General features: G+C 42.0%; 17 protein-coding genes and 1 pseudogene. 16 read left to right on the plus strand and 2 right to left on the minus strand.

Annotated features, from left to right (window positions below):
• The first annotated feature begins 223 nt into the window (after positions 1 to 223).
• From UNSWCS_RS02120 to UNSWCS_RS02170, 10 genes and pseudogenes are all read left to right on the plus strand, one after another.
• Positions 224 to 2,506 (plus strand): annotated as a pseudogene (locus UNSWCS_RS02120) (ribonucleoside triphosphate reductase).
• A 67-nt stretch (positions 2,507 to 2,573) separates the two neighbouring features.
• Positions 2,574 to 3,278 carry an anaerobic ribonucleoside-triphosphate reductase activating protein gene (locus UNSWCS_RS02130; protein ID WP_021087095.1) on the plus strand — a complete coding sequence of 235 codons (705 nt, stop codon included), beginning with the start codon at positions 2,574 to 2,576 and terminating at the stop codon, positions 3,276 to 3,278.
• An 84-nt stretch (positions 3,279 to 3,362) separates the two neighbouring features.
• A complete protein-coding gene (locus tag UNSWCS_RS02135) occupies positions 3,363 to 4,508 on the plus strand; it encodes an iron-containing alcohol dehydrogenase (protein ID WP_021087085.1) in 1,146 nt (381 codons plus the stop codon).
• Between the two features lie 29 nt (positions 4,509 to 4,537).
• Positions 4,538 to 5,179 (plus strand): NAD(P)H-binding protein, encoded by a 642-nt coding sequence (locus UNSWCS_RS02140; protein ID WP_021087011.1) that lies wholly within the window; start codon positions 4,538 to 4,540, stop codon positions 5,177 to 5,179.
• Entirely contained in the window at positions 5,176 to 5,934 is a 759-nt protein-coding gene (locus UNSWCS_RS02145; RefSeq protein WP_021087043.1) for an SDR family NAD(P)-dependent oxidoreductase, read from the plus strand. Before UNSWCS_RS02140 ends, UNSWCS_RS02145 begins: the two co-directional genes overlap by 4 nt.
• Before the next feature lie 21 nt (positions 5,935 to 5,955).
• Positions 5,956 to 7,392, plus strand: a complete 1,437-nt coding sequence (locus tag UNSWCS_RS02150; RefSeq protein WP_021087023.1) for a subtype B tannase — start codon at positions 5,956 to 5,958, stop codon at positions 7,390 to 7,392.
• Positions 7,393 to 7,407: 15 nt separating this feature from the next.
• Complete coding sequence (locus UNSWCS_RS02155) at positions 7,408 to 8,088, plus strand: putative quinol monooxygenase (protein ID WP_021087115.1); 681 nt, start codon at positions 7,408 to 7,410, stop codon at positions 8,086 to 8,088.
• Positions 8,089 to 8,096: 8 nt separating this feature from the next.
• Entirely contained in the window at positions 8,097 to 9,668 is a 1,572-nt protein-coding gene (locus UNSWCS_RS02160; RefSeq protein WP_021087123.1) for a tannase/feruloyl esterase family alpha/beta hydrolase, read from the plus strand.
• A gap of 29 nt (positions 9,669 to 9,697) precedes the next feature.
• The gene (locus UNSWCS_RS02165) at positions 9,698 to 10,258 is read left to right on the plus strand and encodes an NAD(P)H-dependent oxidoreductase (protein WP_021087130.1); all 561 of its coding nucleotides are present in this window, start codon (positions 9,698 to 9,700) and stop codon (positions 10,256 to 10,258) included.
• On the plus strand, positions 10,255 to 10,485 hold the full coding sequence (locus UNSWCS_RS02170) for a DUF2798 domain-containing protein (RefSeq protein ID WP_021087044.1): 231 nt from the start codon (positions 10,255 to 10,257) through the stop codon (positions 10,483 to 10,485). Before UNSWCS_RS02165 ends, UNSWCS_RS02170 begins: the two co-directional genes overlap by 4 nt.
• 38 nt (positions 10,486 to 10,523) lie before the next feature.
• Here UNSWCS_RS02170 and UNSWCS_RS02175 read toward each other — a convergent pair whose 3' ends face one another.
• Together UNSWCS_RS02175 and UNSWCS_RS02180 are read right to left on the minus strand one after the other, a co-directional pair.
• Positions 10,524 to 10,814: a DUF5339 domain-containing protein gene (locus UNSWCS_RS02175; RefSeq protein WP_021087009.1), complete on the minus strand. Its 291-nt coding sequence runs from the start codon at positions 10,812 to 10,814 to the stop codon at positions 10,524 to 10,526.
• 110 nt (positions 10,815 to 10,924) lie between these two features.
• Positions 10,925 to 11,569 carry a ferritin family protein gene (locus UNSWCS_RS02180; RefSeq protein ID WP_012140636.1) on the minus strand — a complete coding sequence of 215 codons (645 nt, stop codon included), beginning with the start codon at positions 11,567 to 11,569 and terminating at the stop codon, positions 10,925 to 10,927.
• 136 nt (positions 11,570 to 11,705) lie between these two features.
• Here UNSWCS_RS02180 and UNSWCS_RS02185 point away from each other — a divergent pair, with 136 nt between their 5' ends.
• The 6 genes from UNSWCS_RS02185 to UNSWCS_RS02210 all read left to right on the plus strand — a co-directional run bounded on the left by UNSWCS_RS02185 (position 11,706) and on the right by UNSWCS_RS02210 (position 15,963).
• Positions 11,706 to 11,903 (plus strand): hypothetical protein, encoded by a 198-nt coding sequence (locus tag UNSWCS_RS02185; RefSeq protein WP_021087122.1) that lies wholly within the window; start codon positions 11,706 to 11,708, stop codon positions 11,901 to 11,903.
• On the plus strand, positions 11,896 to 12,165 hold the full coding sequence (locus UNSWCS_RS02190) for a type II toxin-antitoxin system YafQ family toxin (protein WP_021087112.1): 270 nt from the start codon (positions 11,896 to 11,898) through the stop codon (positions 12,163 to 12,165). Before UNSWCS_RS02185 ends, UNSWCS_RS02190 begins: the two co-directional genes overlap by 8 nt.
• Before the next feature lie 134 nt (positions 12,166 to 12,299).
• The gene (locus UNSWCS_RS02195) at positions 12,300 to 12,956 is read left to right on the plus strand and encodes a thiol:disulfide interchange protein DsbA/DsbL (RefSeq protein ID WP_021087067.1); all 657 of its coding nucleotides are present in this window, start codon (positions 12,300 to 12,302) and stop codon (positions 12,954 to 12,956) included.
• Positions 12,957 to 12,964: 8 nt separating this feature from the next.
• Positions 12,965 to 13,585 carry a protein-disulfide oxidoreductase DsbI gene (gene dsbI, locus UNSWCS_RS02200; protein ID WP_021083796.1) on the plus strand — a complete coding sequence of 207 codons (621 nt, stop codon included), beginning with the start codon at positions 12,965 to 12,967 and terminating at the stop codon, positions 13,583 to 13,585.
• Between the two features lie 47 nt (positions 13,586 to 13,632).
• On the plus strand, positions 13,633 to 15,282 hold the full coding sequence (locus UNSWCS_RS02205) for a sensor histidine kinase (protein ID WP_021087081.1): 1,650 nt from the start codon (positions 13,633 to 13,635) through the stop codon (positions 15,280 to 15,282).
• A gap of 3 nt (positions 15,283 to 15,285) precedes the next feature.
• Positions 15,286 to 15,963: a response regulator transcription factor gene (locus UNSWCS_RS02210; protein WP_021087102.1), complete on the plus strand. Its 678-nt coding sequence runs from the start codon at positions 15,286 to 15,288 to the stop codon at positions 15,961 to 15,963.
• The last annotated feature ends 153 nt before the right edge of the window (positions 15,964 to 16,116 follow it).

The raw sequence follows: 16,116 nt of genomic DNA on the forward strand, positions 1-16,116 counted from the left end.
TATTTTAAAAACTAAAATTAAAATAATTATTTAAGTAAAAATAATCAAATTTTAGTTTAAAATGCTTAAAATACGCAAAAATATACTTAATAAAACTCTCTAAAATTTTATATTTTTTGATAAATATTATTAAACAAAATAAAATAAGTTTTCTATATTTTAAGCTTTCTTGTCCTATACTTTTAAACTCCATATCAAAAAAACAATCAGAAAAGAGCGAGCGATGCGTGAAATTTTAAAACGAGATGGCACAAGGCAAGAATTTGTAGCATACAAGATAGTAGATGCGATAAAAAAGGCATTTGCAAGCGAAAATAAAGCTTATGACGAGCAAGTTTTTACAAACGTAGTCCAAGACATCTTTCAAAAATCAAGTGCGATAACAGTCGAAGACATCCAAGATGCGATCGAAAAAGAGCTATTTGACGGCGGACATTTTGAAGTTTTAAAGAGCTTCATGCTCTACCGCCACACGCACAAGCTCCAACGCGAGCAAATTTTAGGACTAAACGAAGATACGACCTATATAAACTCAACTCAGACGATAAATGAATATATAAACGGCACCGACTGGAGAATTTCTGCAAATTCAAACACTAGCTATTCAAATGCAGGCCTTATAAACAACACCGCTGGCAAAGTCATAGCAAACTACTGGCTAGACGCTGTTTATAACAAAGAAGAGGGGCTAGCGCACAGAAACGGCGACTACCACATCCACGACCTTGACTGCCTTACAGGATATTGCGCTGGCTGGAGCCTGCGAGCCTTGCTAAATGAGGGCTTTAACGGCGTTCGTGGCAGGGTTGAGAGCAGAGCGCCAAAGCACTTTAGAGAAGCACTCTATCAGATGGCAAATTTCTTAGGCATTTTGCAAAGCGAGTGGGCAGGCGCTCAGGCTTTTTCTAGCTTTGACACCTACCTTGCGCCTTATGTTTTTAAAGACGATCTAAGCGACGCCGAGATCAAAAAGGCGATAACTAGCTTTATTTTCAACCTAAACGTCCCTGCACGCTGGGGACAAAGTCCATTTACAAACGTAACCATAGACATCACCTGCCCAAGCGACTTAAGGGATCAGATACCAACTAGCGATGATATACACCTTTTTACAAATGTAAAAGATGAGAAAATTTTGAAAAAAGCAAACGAGCGTGGCAGGAAAAATTTAGTCGATATGACCTACAAGGACTTTGAGCCTGAGATGGCGCGCATAGATAAGGCATTTTACGAGGTTTTAACAGCTGGGGATAAGTGCTCGCAGCCTTTTACATTTCCGATACCGACGGTAAATATCACAGAGGATTTTAACTGGGATAGCGAAGTAGCAGACGTGCTCTTTGAAAATACCGCAAAAATGGGCTCAAGCTACTTTCAAAACTTCATCGGCTCGCAATACACTTACGACGAAAATGGCAACAAGATAGAGAACGAAAACGCCTACAAACCAGGCCACGTGCGCTCTATGTGCTGCCGCTTGCAGCTTGATCTAAGAGAGCTTTTGAAGCGTGGTGGCGGTCTTTTTGGAAGTGCTGAGATGACTGGCTCGATCGGCGTTGTGACTATAAATTTAGCCCGCCTAGGATACAACTACAAAGGCGATAAGGTCGCACTTTATAATAGACTAAGCTACCTTTTAGACCTAGCTAAATCAACCCTAGAGAAAAAGCGTAAATTTATCCAAGAGATGTATGACAGAGGGCTTTATCCTTACACGGCTAGGTATCTAAAGCACTTTAACAACCACTTTAGCACGATCGGCATAAATGGCATGAACGAGCTACTTAGAAATTTCACCGACGATAAAGAGAATATTTCAACTAAATTTGGACGTGAATTTGCCCTTGAGATGGTTGGATTTTTACGTGATAAGATAAGGACATTTCAAGAAGAGAGCGGAAATTTATACAACCTTGAAGCAACTCCGGCTGAGGGCACTACCTACCGCTTTGCCAAAGAGGATAAGAAGCGCTATCCAGACATCATCCAAGCAGGCGAGGGCGATAATATCTACTACACAAACTCGACCCAGCTACCTGCAAATTTCACAGACGACGCTTACGAAGCGCTTGATCTGCAAGATGAGCTACAAAGCGCCTATACTGGCGGCACCGTCTTTCACCTATATATGAAAGAGCGCATAAGCTCGGCTAAAGCTTGCAAAGAGCTTGTAAAGAGTATAATCTCAAACTACAAACTCCCATACATCACGATAACGCCGGTATTTAGCGTCTGCGCAAAGCATGGCTACATAGCTGGCGAGCATGAGTTTTGCCCACTTTGTGATGCCGAGCTGATAGAAAATGAAAAGAAAAAATCCAAATAAGGAGAGAAGATGACAGAAAAAGAAATTTTAGAAAAAGTGCAAGACAAACGCACAAGATGCGTGGTTTATACTCGTGTTATGGGTTATCACAGACCAGTTGAGAGCTTTAATCTCGGTAAAAAAGGCGAGCACAAAGAGCGTGTTAAATTTGACGAATACGCAAGTTGCTGCAAGAGATAAATTCTTGCCTAAAAACAAGAATAAATTTAAAAAAATCAACTAAAATGCAAACCAAAGGCACGCCCCTGTGCCTTTTAGTTTAAAAAAGGGTCAAAACTTGCAAAAAGTCTTTAGTATAACGCCATTTACGACGCTTGACTACCCAGACAAAGTGGCAGCTGTCATTTGGTTTGCAGGGTGTAATATGCGCTGTGGATACTGCTACAACATCGAGGTTGTAAAGTCAAATGGCACTATAAGCTTTAGCAAAGTTTGCGACTTTTTAGACCGCAGGGTCGGCAAGCTAAATGGCATCGTATTTAGCGGTGGCGAATGCACAGCACACCCTCTTTTTTTAAGGCTAGCACGTGAGGTAAAGGCGCGCGGCTTTAGCTTAAAAGTAGATACTAACGGCTCATATCGTGACGTCTTGAAAGAGGCGATAGATGAGGGGCTGATTGACTACATCGCGCTTGATTTTAAAGCTCCAAAAGAGAAATTTATAGGCATCACTGGCTCAAATTTATATGAGAAATTTGCCGCCACACTTAGATACTTGCTTGAGATAAATTTTAAATTTGAAGTTAGAACGACCGTGCATGCGGACTTGCTAAGCGAAAAGGATATCTCTGAGATGTCAGAGCTACTTTTTGAACTTGGATATAGAGGGGATTATTTCTTACAAAAATTCTTTAACACTGGCGAAAATTTTGGAGGCTTAGGCGATCCAAAAAACAGCTTCGATCCAGATAAGATCACATCAAAACTACCTATCAGACTAAGAAATTTCTAAATTTAGCGCAGATAAAAATAGCTAAAAATAAGAAAATTTAACTAAAATTTACCCCAAATCACAAAAGCAAATAAGGAGAAAACTATGCAAAATTTCAGCTTTTTAAACCCTACTAAAATAGAATTTGGCAAAGACAAAGAGCAAAACATCGGCAAATATATGAAAGAATTTGGCGCAAAAAAGACGCTCATCATCTATGGCAGCGACAGGATCATGAAAAACGGACTTTTTGACGTTGCCACAAAGAGCCTAAGCGCAAATGGCATCGAGTTTTGCAAGATAGGCGGCGTGAAGTCAAATCCAGTGCTAAGCAAGGTAAATGAGGCTATAAATTTAGCTAAAAAGCAAGGCGTCGATAGCGTGCTAGCCATAGGCGGTGGCTCGGTGCTTGACACGGCCAAGGCAGTGGCTGCAGGAGTTAAATATAACGGCGACGTTTGGGACTTTTTTACTGGCAAATGCCCGAAAGAGGCGCTTATGATCTTTGACATCATAACGCTTGCTGCAACTGGCTCAGAGATGAACGGCGGCGCAGTCGTCACAAATGAAGCCACAAAAGAGAAATTTGCCATGCACGGCGCTTGTCTTTACCCAAAAGTATCGGTGGTAAATCCGCTTCTTCAAGCAAGCGTTAGCAAGGAGTATTTGGTCTATTCAGCCTCTGACATCATCGCTCACAGCATCGAGGGCTACTTTACGGCGAGCATCCAGCCTGAGATCATAAATTTATACATCGAAGCAAACATCAAAACGGTCATGAAAACGACTGAAATTTTACTGAAAGAGCCAGAAAACTATGGCGCTAGAAGCGAGTTTGCTTGGGCTGCTACTATGGCGCTAAATGGCCTAACTTACGTCGGCACGGCTGGCTACTCTTATCCAAACCACATGATCGAGCACGCCATAGGTGCGGTGGTTGATTGCGCGCACGGGGCTGGGCTAAGTGTCGTTATGCCAGCTTGGATGAAGTGGTATAAGAGTAGAAATTTAAAGGCATTTAAGCGCTTTGGTAAAGAAATTTTTGGCGTAGATGACGCGGACGTAGCCATTGAAAAGCTAAAAGAGTGGTTTAGCAAGATCGGCACGCCAACAAGTCTCATTGAAATCGGCGTTGATGAGTCAAATTTAGACGAGATCATGGCGCTAGTTTATGACTACGCCAAGGGCAGGGGCTTGGAGCAAATTTATACAAAAGAGGCCATAAGCGAAATTTTTGCCTTAGCGAGATAGAATTTATCCAAATTTTAAAAAGGATAAATATGAAAAAAGTCGCCCTTATAGCAGGAGCCAGCGGCGCTGTGGGAAGTGAAATTTTAAAAGATCTTTGCCAGAGTGAGCACTATAACAAGGTGGTCGCCCTTGTTAGGCATGAGCTAGAATTTACCCATGAAAAGCTTGAAGTAAAGATAGTAAATTTTGATGATTTTAAAGATGAGGTGCCATTTATCGCTGATGATGTATTTTGCGCGCTTGGCACGACGATGAAAGCGGCAAAGCACAAAGAGCAGTTTTACAAAGTCGATGTGACCTATCCGATAAATTTCGCCAAATTTGGCTTGGAGTGCGGCGCAAAACGCTTTGTTTTACTCTCAGCTGCAGGCGCAAACAGAAAGTCAGGCTCGTTTTACCTAAAGGCAAAAGGTCAAGCAGAAGCAAAGATAAAAGAGCTTGGATATAGCTCATTTCATATCGCTAGGCTGCCACTTATCGAAGCTGAGAGAAAGGAATTTAGACTTGGCGAGTATCTAGCGATAAAGGCGTTTAAATTTATCCCAAAAGGTTTTTTTGACGAGTATCGTCCGATGAAGGCAGCTGACATCGCTAAAGTGATCGTGGAAGTAGCGCAAGATGACCACAATGAAGGTGTAAAAATTTATAGTCCGGAGGAATTTACAAAATGAAAAAATATATAGTGATCACAGGGGCAAGCTCTGGCATAGGAGCGGCGGCGGCAAAGGCATTTGCAAGGCGCGGGGAGAATTTGATCCTTGTTGCAAGACGCGGCGAGCTTTTAGAAAATTTAAAAAGCGAGATAGCTAAATTTGCAAATGTCGATGTGGTGATAGAGCTTTGCGATCTCTCAAAGCAAGAAAATGTCCTAGCTCTTTGGTGTAATTTAGAAAAATTTGAGCTAAAAGCGCTTATAAACAATGCTGGCTTTGGCGACTATAACAAGGTTGGCGAGCAAAATTTAGACAAGATCACGCAGATGATAAATTTAAACATCATCTCTCTTGTGACGCTCTCAACGCTCTTTACTAAAAAAAATAAAGACAAAGATACACAGCTTATAAACATCTCTTCGATAGGAGGCTACAAGATCGTGCCAAACGCCGTCACATACTGCGCTAGCAAATTTTTCGTCAGCGCCTTTAGTGAGGGGCTTTACCACGAGCTAGCACAGGACAAGCAGGCGAAAATGCAGGCAAAAGTGCTGGCCCCAGCTGCCACAAAGACAGAATTTGGCATGGTGGCAACTAGCAAAGAGAGCTACGACTACGACAAGGCGTTTAAAAAGTACCACACGAGTGAAGAGATGGCGGAGTTTTTGCTTCGTCTTTATGATAGCCATTACTGCGTTGGCGCGGTGGATAGAGATAGCTTTGAGTTTAGTCTAAGTAGTCCCAAATTTGACTATGCATTAAAGCAAAAGTAGGACAAAATAAAAAGGCAGATCATGAAATGCGTTAGAGTTGCTATTTTAGCGGTTTGTTTGGTAGGCGCTTGCTTTGGTGGCGAGCTTAAATTTGATGAAAAGAAATTTGAGCTAAAAAGCGTGCAAGTTGGCGAGAGGACGCTTAAATTTAGAGCTTATGAGGGCATAGTCTATGTTGCAAAGCCAGTTAGCGACTATGAGGTGCTAAATTTTTACGTGCCAGAGGGTAAATTTAGCGACCAAAAAGGGGCTATCTTTATGCCAAATGCGATCGGTGGCTACATGAGCGCAATGCCACAAAAGCCAGAAATCCAAAACGAAAAGCCAAATACCACTCTTGAAGCGCTTCTTAGAGGATACGTCGTGGCAAGCGTTGGCGCTAGGGGCAGGACGCTAAAAGATGGCGAGCGCTTCATCGGCAAAGCGCCAGCTGCGATAGTCGATCTAAAAGCGGCCGTTAGATATCTTAAATTTAACGACAAATTTATGCCAGGCGACGCAAATAAGATCATCTCAAACGGCACGAGCGCAGGCGGCGCGATGTCAGCACTTCTTGGCACTAGCGCAGGGGCAAAAGAGTATGAGCCATATCTTAAAGAGCTAGGCGCTGCAAAGGCGGACGATCAAATTTATGCCGTCTCAGCCTACTGCCCTGTTACAAATTTAGAGCATGAGGACGAGGCGTATGAGTGGATGTTTGGGGATTTGGATAAATTTGAAAGGATTGATTTTACAAGTCTTGATGCGGCTAGCTTTAACGACAGGAGCAAAAAGCCAAAGATGATCACGGGCGAGCTAAACGCCACGCAAAAAGAGCTCTCACGTGAGCTAAAAGTCAAATTCCCAGCCTATCTAAACTCGCTAAATTTAAAAGACGCCAAAGGCCATACGCTAAGCCTTGATGAAAATGGCGAGGGCAGCTTCAAAGAGTATATAAACGCCCTCATCTCAAAGGCATTTACCGCTACAAAAAACAGCGATAAAAGCACGCTCACGCCTAAATTTATCACTCTTGACACGCAGGGCTGCTCGCTTGGATATACGTTTAAGCTTGAAGACTTTATCGCCTCGCTAAAACGTGCCAAAGCAGTAGTTGCCTTTGACGGCCTAGCTCTTGAAAATGCTGAAAACGACCTTTTTGGCGATAGCAAAACGCCGGCAAAGCACTTTACTAAATTTGCCAAAGAGCGAAGTATTGGCGAGATGGCGGAGGCTAGCGTCATAAAGATGATGAATGCGATGAACTACACCGCAAACAAAGAGGCGGCGAAATTTTACCGCATAAGGCAGGGCACAAACGACTCCGACCTAGCCCTTGCCGTGCCTGCTATGCTAGCACTTTCGCTTAAAAATGCTGGCAAAGAGGTTGATTTTGAAGCGGTCTGGGGGCAAGGACACGGTGGCGACTACGACCTAGACGAGCTTTTTGCTTGGATGAAAAGAGTGGAGCAAAGATAAATTTAAGGAGTTTTGATGATAAAAAAGCTATTTTTACTAGCGGTTTTGGCGGCTTTTGCCTTTGGGGCGGAGGCAAAAGTGAGCTTACAGGAGCTGCTTTCAACGCCAAATAACAAGAGCTTGCTAAAGCGTCTTGGCAGGGAAGAAATACTAAGCTCAAAGAGCGAGCCAGGCACGCAGGCGATCTTTTTTGCAAGCGCAAAGAGCAAGCCAGAGCTGTTTTATGTGCTTGAGTTTTACGAGGACGAGGCGACTTATAAAAAGCATCTAAACTCGGCGCATTTTAAGAAATTTGCAAGTGCAAGTGCTGAAATTTTGGCTAGCAAAAAGGCTATTAGTGTGAAAAAACGGGCTGCGTTTTCTAAAAATTTAACGCCAGAGCGCCTAAAAGATGCCTACTTTCATATCACAAATTTAAGCCTTAAGGCAAAGAGCGATGCGAAATTTGAAAAGATCATCAAAAAATATATGCAAAAAAGCGTAGATGAGGGCGCTTACGCACAGTTTGCCTTTAGTCAAAAAGAGGCACCTAATAAGTGGGTACTGGTTGAAATTTACAAAGACGAAGCTAGCTTTGAGAGCTACCGCCACAGCGAAAACTACAAGGCTTATGCCAAAGAGCGAGCTGGGCTTATAGATGAATTTGACGGCTTTGGTCTTAAGAACGAGACCTCATTTAGCAAGGTAAAATTTTAGGAGATGTTATGAAGAAAATTTCACTTTTTTGCGCACTGGCACTCATTGGCAGCACGGCTTTTGCCCTTGATAGGGCAGGATGTGAGAGTTTAAAAGATGTGAAAAATTTAAACAACGAGATGATAGATGTGCTGTGGAGCGAGAGTGGCGAAGTATCAGCCGATAGGATGTCTGCGCTAACTGGTGGCAGTAAAAACACTATCAAAGCAAAGCCTCACTGCGTGGTGCATGGCAAACTCTATAAGCGCACCGGCAGTGATGGCAAAGAGTATGCGATTGATTACGAGCTAAGGCTGCCAGAGCAGTGGAATGAGAAGTTTTTATTTCAAGGCGGTGGCGGTATGGACGGCTTTGTAGCGCCTGCTCTTGGCGCGGTGCCGATACGCACAAGCACAGCCACGCCAGCGCTTCTTAGAGGTTACGCGGTAGTTACTACAAACTCAGGACACCCAGAGCCAACGGCAGAGTTTGGGCTAGATCAGCAAGCAAGGCTAGACTACGCCTATCAGGCGATCGGCAAGGTCACGGACGCAGCTAAGCAAATTTTAGCTGCCGCATACGCCAAAAAGCCAAAACATAGCTACTTTATGGGCTGCTCAAATGGCGGCAGGGCAGCACTCATGGCAGCCCAGCGCTATCCACTAGAATTTGACGGCGTCATCGCTGCAAACCCTGGCTTTAGGCTATCTCGCGCGGCGATCGCTCAGCAGTGGGACAATCAAGCCCTTATGAAGATAGCTCCGAAAAATGAAAAAGGCGAGAAAATTTTCGCAAATGCACTAACGCAGGACGACCTTGACAAGTTAAGCCAAGCCGTGCTAGAAAAATGTGACGCTTTAGACGGACTAAAAGATGGGATCATCAATGCTTGGGAGGCGTGCAAATTTGATCCAAAAGGTCTAAATTTAGATAAGCAAAAGATAGAGGCGATAGAGAAAATCTTTAACGGAGCCAAAAACAGCAAGGGCGAGCAAATTTATAGCGGCTGGTTTTACGACTCAGGTGTGAGCGCTGAGGGCTGGAGGCAGTGGAAGCTAGGAGACTCGCAAAGCGCTAAGCCAAACGCTAGAAACATCACGCTTTCAAGCGGCTCGGTGAATTACTACTTTTTAACACCAGCGCAGCCAAATTTTGACACTATAAATTTTGACTTTGACAAAGACACGCCAAAGACTTTTGAGACCGCGGCGATAAATGACGCTATCTCAACAAGCCTTAGCACATTTAGCGCAAATGGCGGCAAGATAATCATCGTAACTGGCGTCTCAGACCCAGTTTTCTCGGCAAAAGATCAAAGGGATTGGTTTAAAAAGCTAGAGGCTGATAATGAAAATAGCCAAAATTTCGCGGCATTTTTTGCGCTACCTGGGATGAACCACTGCGGTGGCGGCAATGGCATAGATGACGTCGATCCTCTTAGTGCGCTTGAAGCGTGGCACGAAAAGGGCGAAGCACCAAAGAGCATGCTAGCTAAGAGCAAGAGCTACGCTGGCAAGGAATTTTTGGTGTGTGCCTATCCAAAGGTGGCTACATACGTTGGTGGCGATGCTAGCAAGGCAAGTAGCTTTGTTTGCAAGTAAATTTAAGAAAGTAAATTTAAGGGGCAAAAATGAGTGAAATTTTAGTCGTATCAGGTCACACCGACCTTGAAAATTCTTTTGCGAATAAGATCATCTTGGGCGAGCTAAAAAAGTACCTGCCAGAGGCTAAATTTGACATACTAAGTGAGCTTTATAAAAACTACACTATCGATGTAAAAGCCGAGCAAGAAAAGCTAGTAAAGGCTGATGTGATCGTGCTTGTTTATCCATTTTTCTGGTACGGCGTGCCATCGCTTTTACAAAAGTGGCTTGAAGATGTGCTGGTTCATGGCTTCTCTCATGGCAGCAAGGGAGATAAGCTACGTGGCAAGAAGCTAGTGCTTTCATTTACCTCTGGCGCGTCTGAGGAGCTTTATAAAAAAGAGGCGCTTCAGCGCTATGAGATAGAGGAATTTTTGCCGCCGCTTAAGGCGCTAGCAAATATGTGCGGCATGGAGTTTGCAGGCTATGTTTATAGCGGAGGGCTGTCATATCAGAGCAGGCACGATGAGGCAAAGCTTGCTTTGATGAGGCAAAAGGCGCTTGATCATGCAAAGAGGCTAGGGGAGCTGATAGGTAAAATTTCATGATACCGGCGAAATTTTATAGATATGTTTTTGCGTTTATAATGTCAGCATTTATGGCGTTTTTTATGTCGTTTGTGCTGACGTATCTAAATCTTGGCTTTGTTGATGGCTTTGTAAAAATTTGGCTAATCGCTTATGTAAAAGCCTTTATAGTGGCGTATCCTGTGCTTTTGCTAGTTTCGCCGTCTGTTGCAAAGATCACGCAAAATTTATGTAAAAAAGAGGGGTAAATTTGAAGTGTGGCTAGAGAGCCTAGCCACATGGAGTTTTATTTTAAAAGACCTTGTTTTTTCATTTGATCCATTACTTGAGCAAACATCTCTTTAGCTTGTTTGCAAGTAGCGTCTTGTTGCTCTTTTGGTAAAGAAGCTAGTTGATCCATTGATTGTTTCTTTTGATCTTCATACATTTTTACTTGTTGCTCTTGACCAGCTTTTTTGTAAGCTTCTACCATCTTATCGATGTCTGAGAAGTAAGACTTGCAAGTATCTGTAAGATCTGCAGCGTTTAGGCTTAGTGCAAAGCCAAGAGTAGCTAAAACTAAAAGTGATTTTTTCATCTCTTTCTCCTTGTGAAAATTTAAGGAGATTATATAACTTTTTTATTTTAAATAGATTTAAATTTATTAAATTTAGCCAAGACAAGCGCCTTGGCTAAAATTTTGGCTTTTTAGCCTAAGAATTCACGCTTAAAATACTCTTTTGGAGCTTTGCAAAGTGGGCAAGCGCCTGGAGCTTTTTTGCCTCTATGAACGTGTCCGCACACTTCGCAAACCCAGATATCTTCTTCATCGCTCTCAAAAAAGCCCTCTTCATCAAGCATCTTTTTAAGCTCTAGATACTCTCTTTCATGCTCAACCTCAACCTTGCCAATCGCGTTAAATAGCCTTTCAACATCTCTTAGCTCTTCTTCTTTTGCGATCTTTGCAAAGTCTGGATACATCGTCGTATGCTCGTAGTTTTCGCCAGCTGCAGCGTCAAGTAAATTTTTATCCATCTTATCGATAGGATCATTCATCATCTCGTGATATTTCTTAAATTCAGCCCTTGCGTGCCATTTCTCATTTTCAGCTGCTTCGTAAAAGTGTCTAGCTATCGCGTGATAGCCTGCTTCTTTGGCTAGATCGCCGTAAAGCTCATACTTGTTTCTAGCTTGTGACTCGCCAGCAAATGCCTTCATCAAATTTACCGCTGTTAAATTTTCAGTGATGCATTTCATCTCTTCGCCGCAACAGGTTAGTGTGCCGCCGCCAACTTTTTGAACCTCGATCTCGTTGCCGCATTTCTCGCATTTGTATGTTTCGTACTGTCTCATTTTGACTCCTATTTTGATAAAATTTGAGCGGATTATAACCAAATAATTAAAATATGTAAATAATAATTTTTATTGATAACGTATATTATTTTTATAAATTTGAAGTTATAATAAAACAAAAATTTAAAGGTGTAAGATGACTACAACGATTGATTTTAAAAATGCTGACTATGGATTTATCGAGCTTATAAAGGAGATGGCTAGGCAGGCAAATGTAGAATTTGAGCAAAGAGATAAGGCCTCAAGGCTTGACAAAGCTATCAAAGAGATCGAAAATGGCGAAGTAGAGAGATTTAAAACATTTGAAGAATTTGAAAAGAGCCTTGATGCTTGAGATAGAGTATTCAAAGAGTTTTAAGAAAGCTTTTAAAAAGCTAAATGAAAGCGAAAAGAAACTAACCAAAGATATCATCTGGCAATTAGCAAATAACGAGGAATTAGCATCAAAATATAAAGATCACGCTCTTATTGGAAGCTATAAAGGCTTTAGAGAGTGTCACATTAAGCCAGACTTGCTCTTGATATATAAAAAACAAAACGAAATTTTACTTCTTACATGCGTTGAAATAGGAAGTCATAGCGAACTTTTTCAATAAATTTAACAAAAAACCAAATCCACCATCATAAATTTAAAATAGATAAATTTCAGCCAAAATTTATTCTAGCGTTAAAAGTGCGGTTGAGCTTGGTTGTAGAATAACTCAAAATAAATCATCCAAAGGAGATCATCATGAGTTTTCTATCTAAATTTAGTAAGGCTATCTTTGCAGTTGCGGTAGCTGGTGCGATCAGTGCTAGTGCATTTAGCGAGGGCGAGGACTACGTCAAGCTTGAAAAGCCACTAAGTGTCGGACAAAATACGCTAGTTAAAATTTTTAGCTACGCTTGCCCATTTTGCTACAAATACGACAAGAGCGTCACTCCAAAGGTAGTTGAGAAAATCCCTGGACTAAAATATGAGCCATTTCACCTAAAGACAAAGGGCGATTACGGCGAGGTTGCGAGCAAGGTCTTTGCCGTGCTTATCGTTATGGACGAGGCAAAGGGAGTGAGTTTATTTGATGAAAATTCGCTATTTAAAAAGGCTAAATTTGCCTACTACAAAGCTTATCATGACAAAAAAGAGCGCTGGAGCGATGGCAAAGACGTTGAGGGCTTTTTAAAGACTGGACTTGATGCAGCTGGCGTTAGCAAAGCAGACTACGAAAAAGAGCTGGCTAATCCAAAAGTGACTGAGCTACTTAAAAAGTGGGACGAGAGCTATGATGTGGCTAAAATTCAAGGCGTGCCAGCATTTGTCGTAAATGGCAAATATCTCATCATGACAAAATCAATCAGCTCACTTGACGGCATGGCAGCACTCATCGAAGAGCTTCTTAAAAAATAAGGCGCCACATGAGCTTTTTTAAAAAAATGGCTAAATTTCAAGACTCACGCATCTCTTGGGCGATCCTAGTCTTTGTAAGCGTCGCGCTTGTCGTTATCGCGCACTCGCTCTTTCAAAACTACGCCTATATGCCGCCTTGCGAGCAGTGCGTCTATATACGTTTTGCCTTTTTGTGCATGGCGCTTGGCGGCGTGATCGCTATCATAAACCCAAAAAATTTGCTCTTTGCTCTAGTTGGCTACGTCTTTGCCTTTTGGGGAGCGGTGCAGGGCATAATGTATAGCGTAAAACTAGCCAAAATCCACGACGCGGTGCATGGCGATGATCCTTTTGGCGTGCAGGGCTGCTCGACTGAGCCGCACTATCCATTTGGCTTGCCACTTGAGAAGTGGGCGCCTGACTGGTTTATGCCGACAGGTGATTGTGGCTATGACAGCCCTATGGTGCCTGATGGTGCGGTGCTAAGCGATCTGCAAAAGAGCATAGTTGATCTTTACGCAGATGGCTGGTATCTTGTGCCGTCTTCTAAATTTATGTCAATGGCGGATTGCACGCTGCTTGGCTTTGGCATTTGCTTTGTTGTGCTTGCACTTATGCTTGTTTCAAAGCTCTTATCTTTTAAAAATTAAATTTTAGTTAGCCCTATTTTTGGGCTAACTTAGGATATACTGCACGCATGGGTATTAATTTAAAATCACAAAATATTAAAATTTATGCGATCATCTTGCTAGCAAGCCTCTTTGTCGTGCTTCTTGGGCTAAATAGCTACAACAAAGCAAAAGAAAAGATCATCGAGCTATCTGATAAAAACAACATCGCAGTTAGTAAAAACATCGTTAGCAACTTTCAAATTTGGCTTGATGAGCGTCTAAATTCGCTCATCCGTGCATCAAAATTTATCCAAAACTCTGGCATCATAGATGACGATACTAGGGTGGCAAATTTCATAAAGCTCTTTAAAGAAAATGCAAAAGAATTTGATCTCATGCAGCTTCTAAGAGAGGACGGCGAGATCTTTGTAGATGGGCAAAAGATCTCAGAAGAGGTGATGTCAAAGCGTGAGCGAGCGGGGCTTATCTGGTATGTCGAGACAAAAAATACAAATGCCCCAAGCGTAAATTTCATGCAAAATCACAAAATTTTAAAAGACTCTACTTTAAATTTATGTGTGCCAGTTGAAAAGGATGATAAATTTGAGGCGGCACTTTGCGGTGTCGTGCGCATAGGCACTATCTTTGATAGCATCAAAAACTTTAGCCTTGCGCCAAATTCCTACTCATTTTTGGTAACTCACAGCGGTGAGATCCTCACATCGATGGCTGATATAACGCTTAAAAGAGAGATTGAGGAGAAATTTAAAGAGATATTTTTAAAAGATGAGGACATCACCAGCCTAAAGATAGGGCAAAATTTGATCCAAATAGCCCAGATACCGACGATGAACTGGTTTATCGGAGCTGGCACAAACAACGAAGAAGAAATTTTAGCCATGACAAGAGAGGCGCTAAAAAACGCCCTAAATTTACTCTTTGCCTTCGTTGCACTTGCATTTTTGGCAAACAGCCTGCACAACTTCATGTATAACAAGATAAAAAAGGTGCAAGACGAGTACGAGACCTTGCTAGCGCACAGAGCCAAGATGAGCGAGGCTGGAGAGCTCATAAGCGGCATAAGTCATCAGTTCATCCAGCCAGTAAATTCGCTAAAACTGATGCTAAGCTCGGCGATAATGCTAAAAAAAGAGGGCAAGCTAAGCGATGAGGAGCTTTTAAATTTACTAGAAAAAGGGCAAAGCTCGATCGAGCTTCTTTCAAAAACAATCGAAATTTTTAGAAATTTTTACAAAAGCGCTGAAAATGTGAGCGAATTTGAGATCCAAACAAGCGTTAGAAATTTAATAACGCTCATGCACACAGAGCTTAGCCGTGCAAATGTAAGCGTGAAATTTAGCGGTTTTGAAGAGATGAAGGTCTGTCAGATAGAAAACATCATCCAGCAAATTTTGCTAATCCTAATCCACAACGCAAAGGACTCACTAGTTGAAAGCTACAAAGATGAGCCGCTAAAACGCGTGATAGAGCTTAAATTTAGAAGCTTTGAAGATAAGTGCTACATCGGCGTTTATGATAATGGTGGCGGCGTGAGCTACGAGATGAGTAAGAAAATTTTTACTTGGCTAAACACGACTAAAAAGCAAGGAAATGGCATAGGACTTTACTTTGCTAAAAAGCTCGCGCGCGAGAAGCTAAATGGCGATATCACGCTTGCGCACAACCTAAAGCCAACGATTTTTGAGCTAAGCTTTGAGAAGAATTTAAAGGGTTAAAAGATGCAAGAGGCACTAGAAATTTTAAAGAAAGTATCTATCTTAGTAGCTGAGGACGACGAGATGGCAAGGGAGCTAATCATCACAGGGCTTAAGCCATACTGCGGTCAGGTCGTAGGCGCAAAAGATGGGCAAGATGGGCTGGAGAAATTTAAAAAACAGGGCTTTGACATCGTGATGAGTGATATCCACATGCCAGTACTTAATGGCTTTGAGATGATGAATGAGATAAAAAAGCTAAAACCTCATCAGAAATTTATCGTCTTTACCTCGTATGATAGCGATGAAAATTTGATCAAGAGTATGGAGCAGGGGGCGACCTTGTTTTTGAAAAAGCCTATCGATATGAAAGATCTTAGATCGATGCTAATAAGCCTAAGCTTCGAGCGAGATGAGAAGCTAGTGCGCCTAAGTGATGAGGTGAGTATAAATTTAAAAAAAGAGAAAATTTACAAAAATGGCAACGAAGTCTATCTAAGCTTCTTGCAAAACAAGATATTCTGGCTATTTGCTTACAATCTAAACAAGCTTGTCACCTACGAGATGATAGAGGAGTTTGTCTATGAGAGCACCGAGGTGAGCAAGGCTGCGATACAAAATGTCGTACTTCGCCTAAAACGCGAGCTTGGTGTGAAATTTAAAAACATCAGCGAGAGCGGGTATATCTTAGTCGTACCATAGTACAATAGACAAAGCTCTTTTGAAATAATAAAATACATTATTATTGAGATAAAACAAAAAGGTAAAGAACATGTCAAACAAAATCGGCATTATAAAAAGCATCTCACAAGGATCAAATGTAATCGCAACTGCAAAGGACGGCACACAAAGAGT

Source organism: Campylobacter concisus UNSWCS (genome assembly GCF_000466685.1).
GTDB classification, from domain to species: domain Bacteria; phylum Campylobacterota; class Campylobacteria; order Campylobacterales; family Campylobacteraceae; genus Campylobacter_A; species Campylobacter_A concisus_A.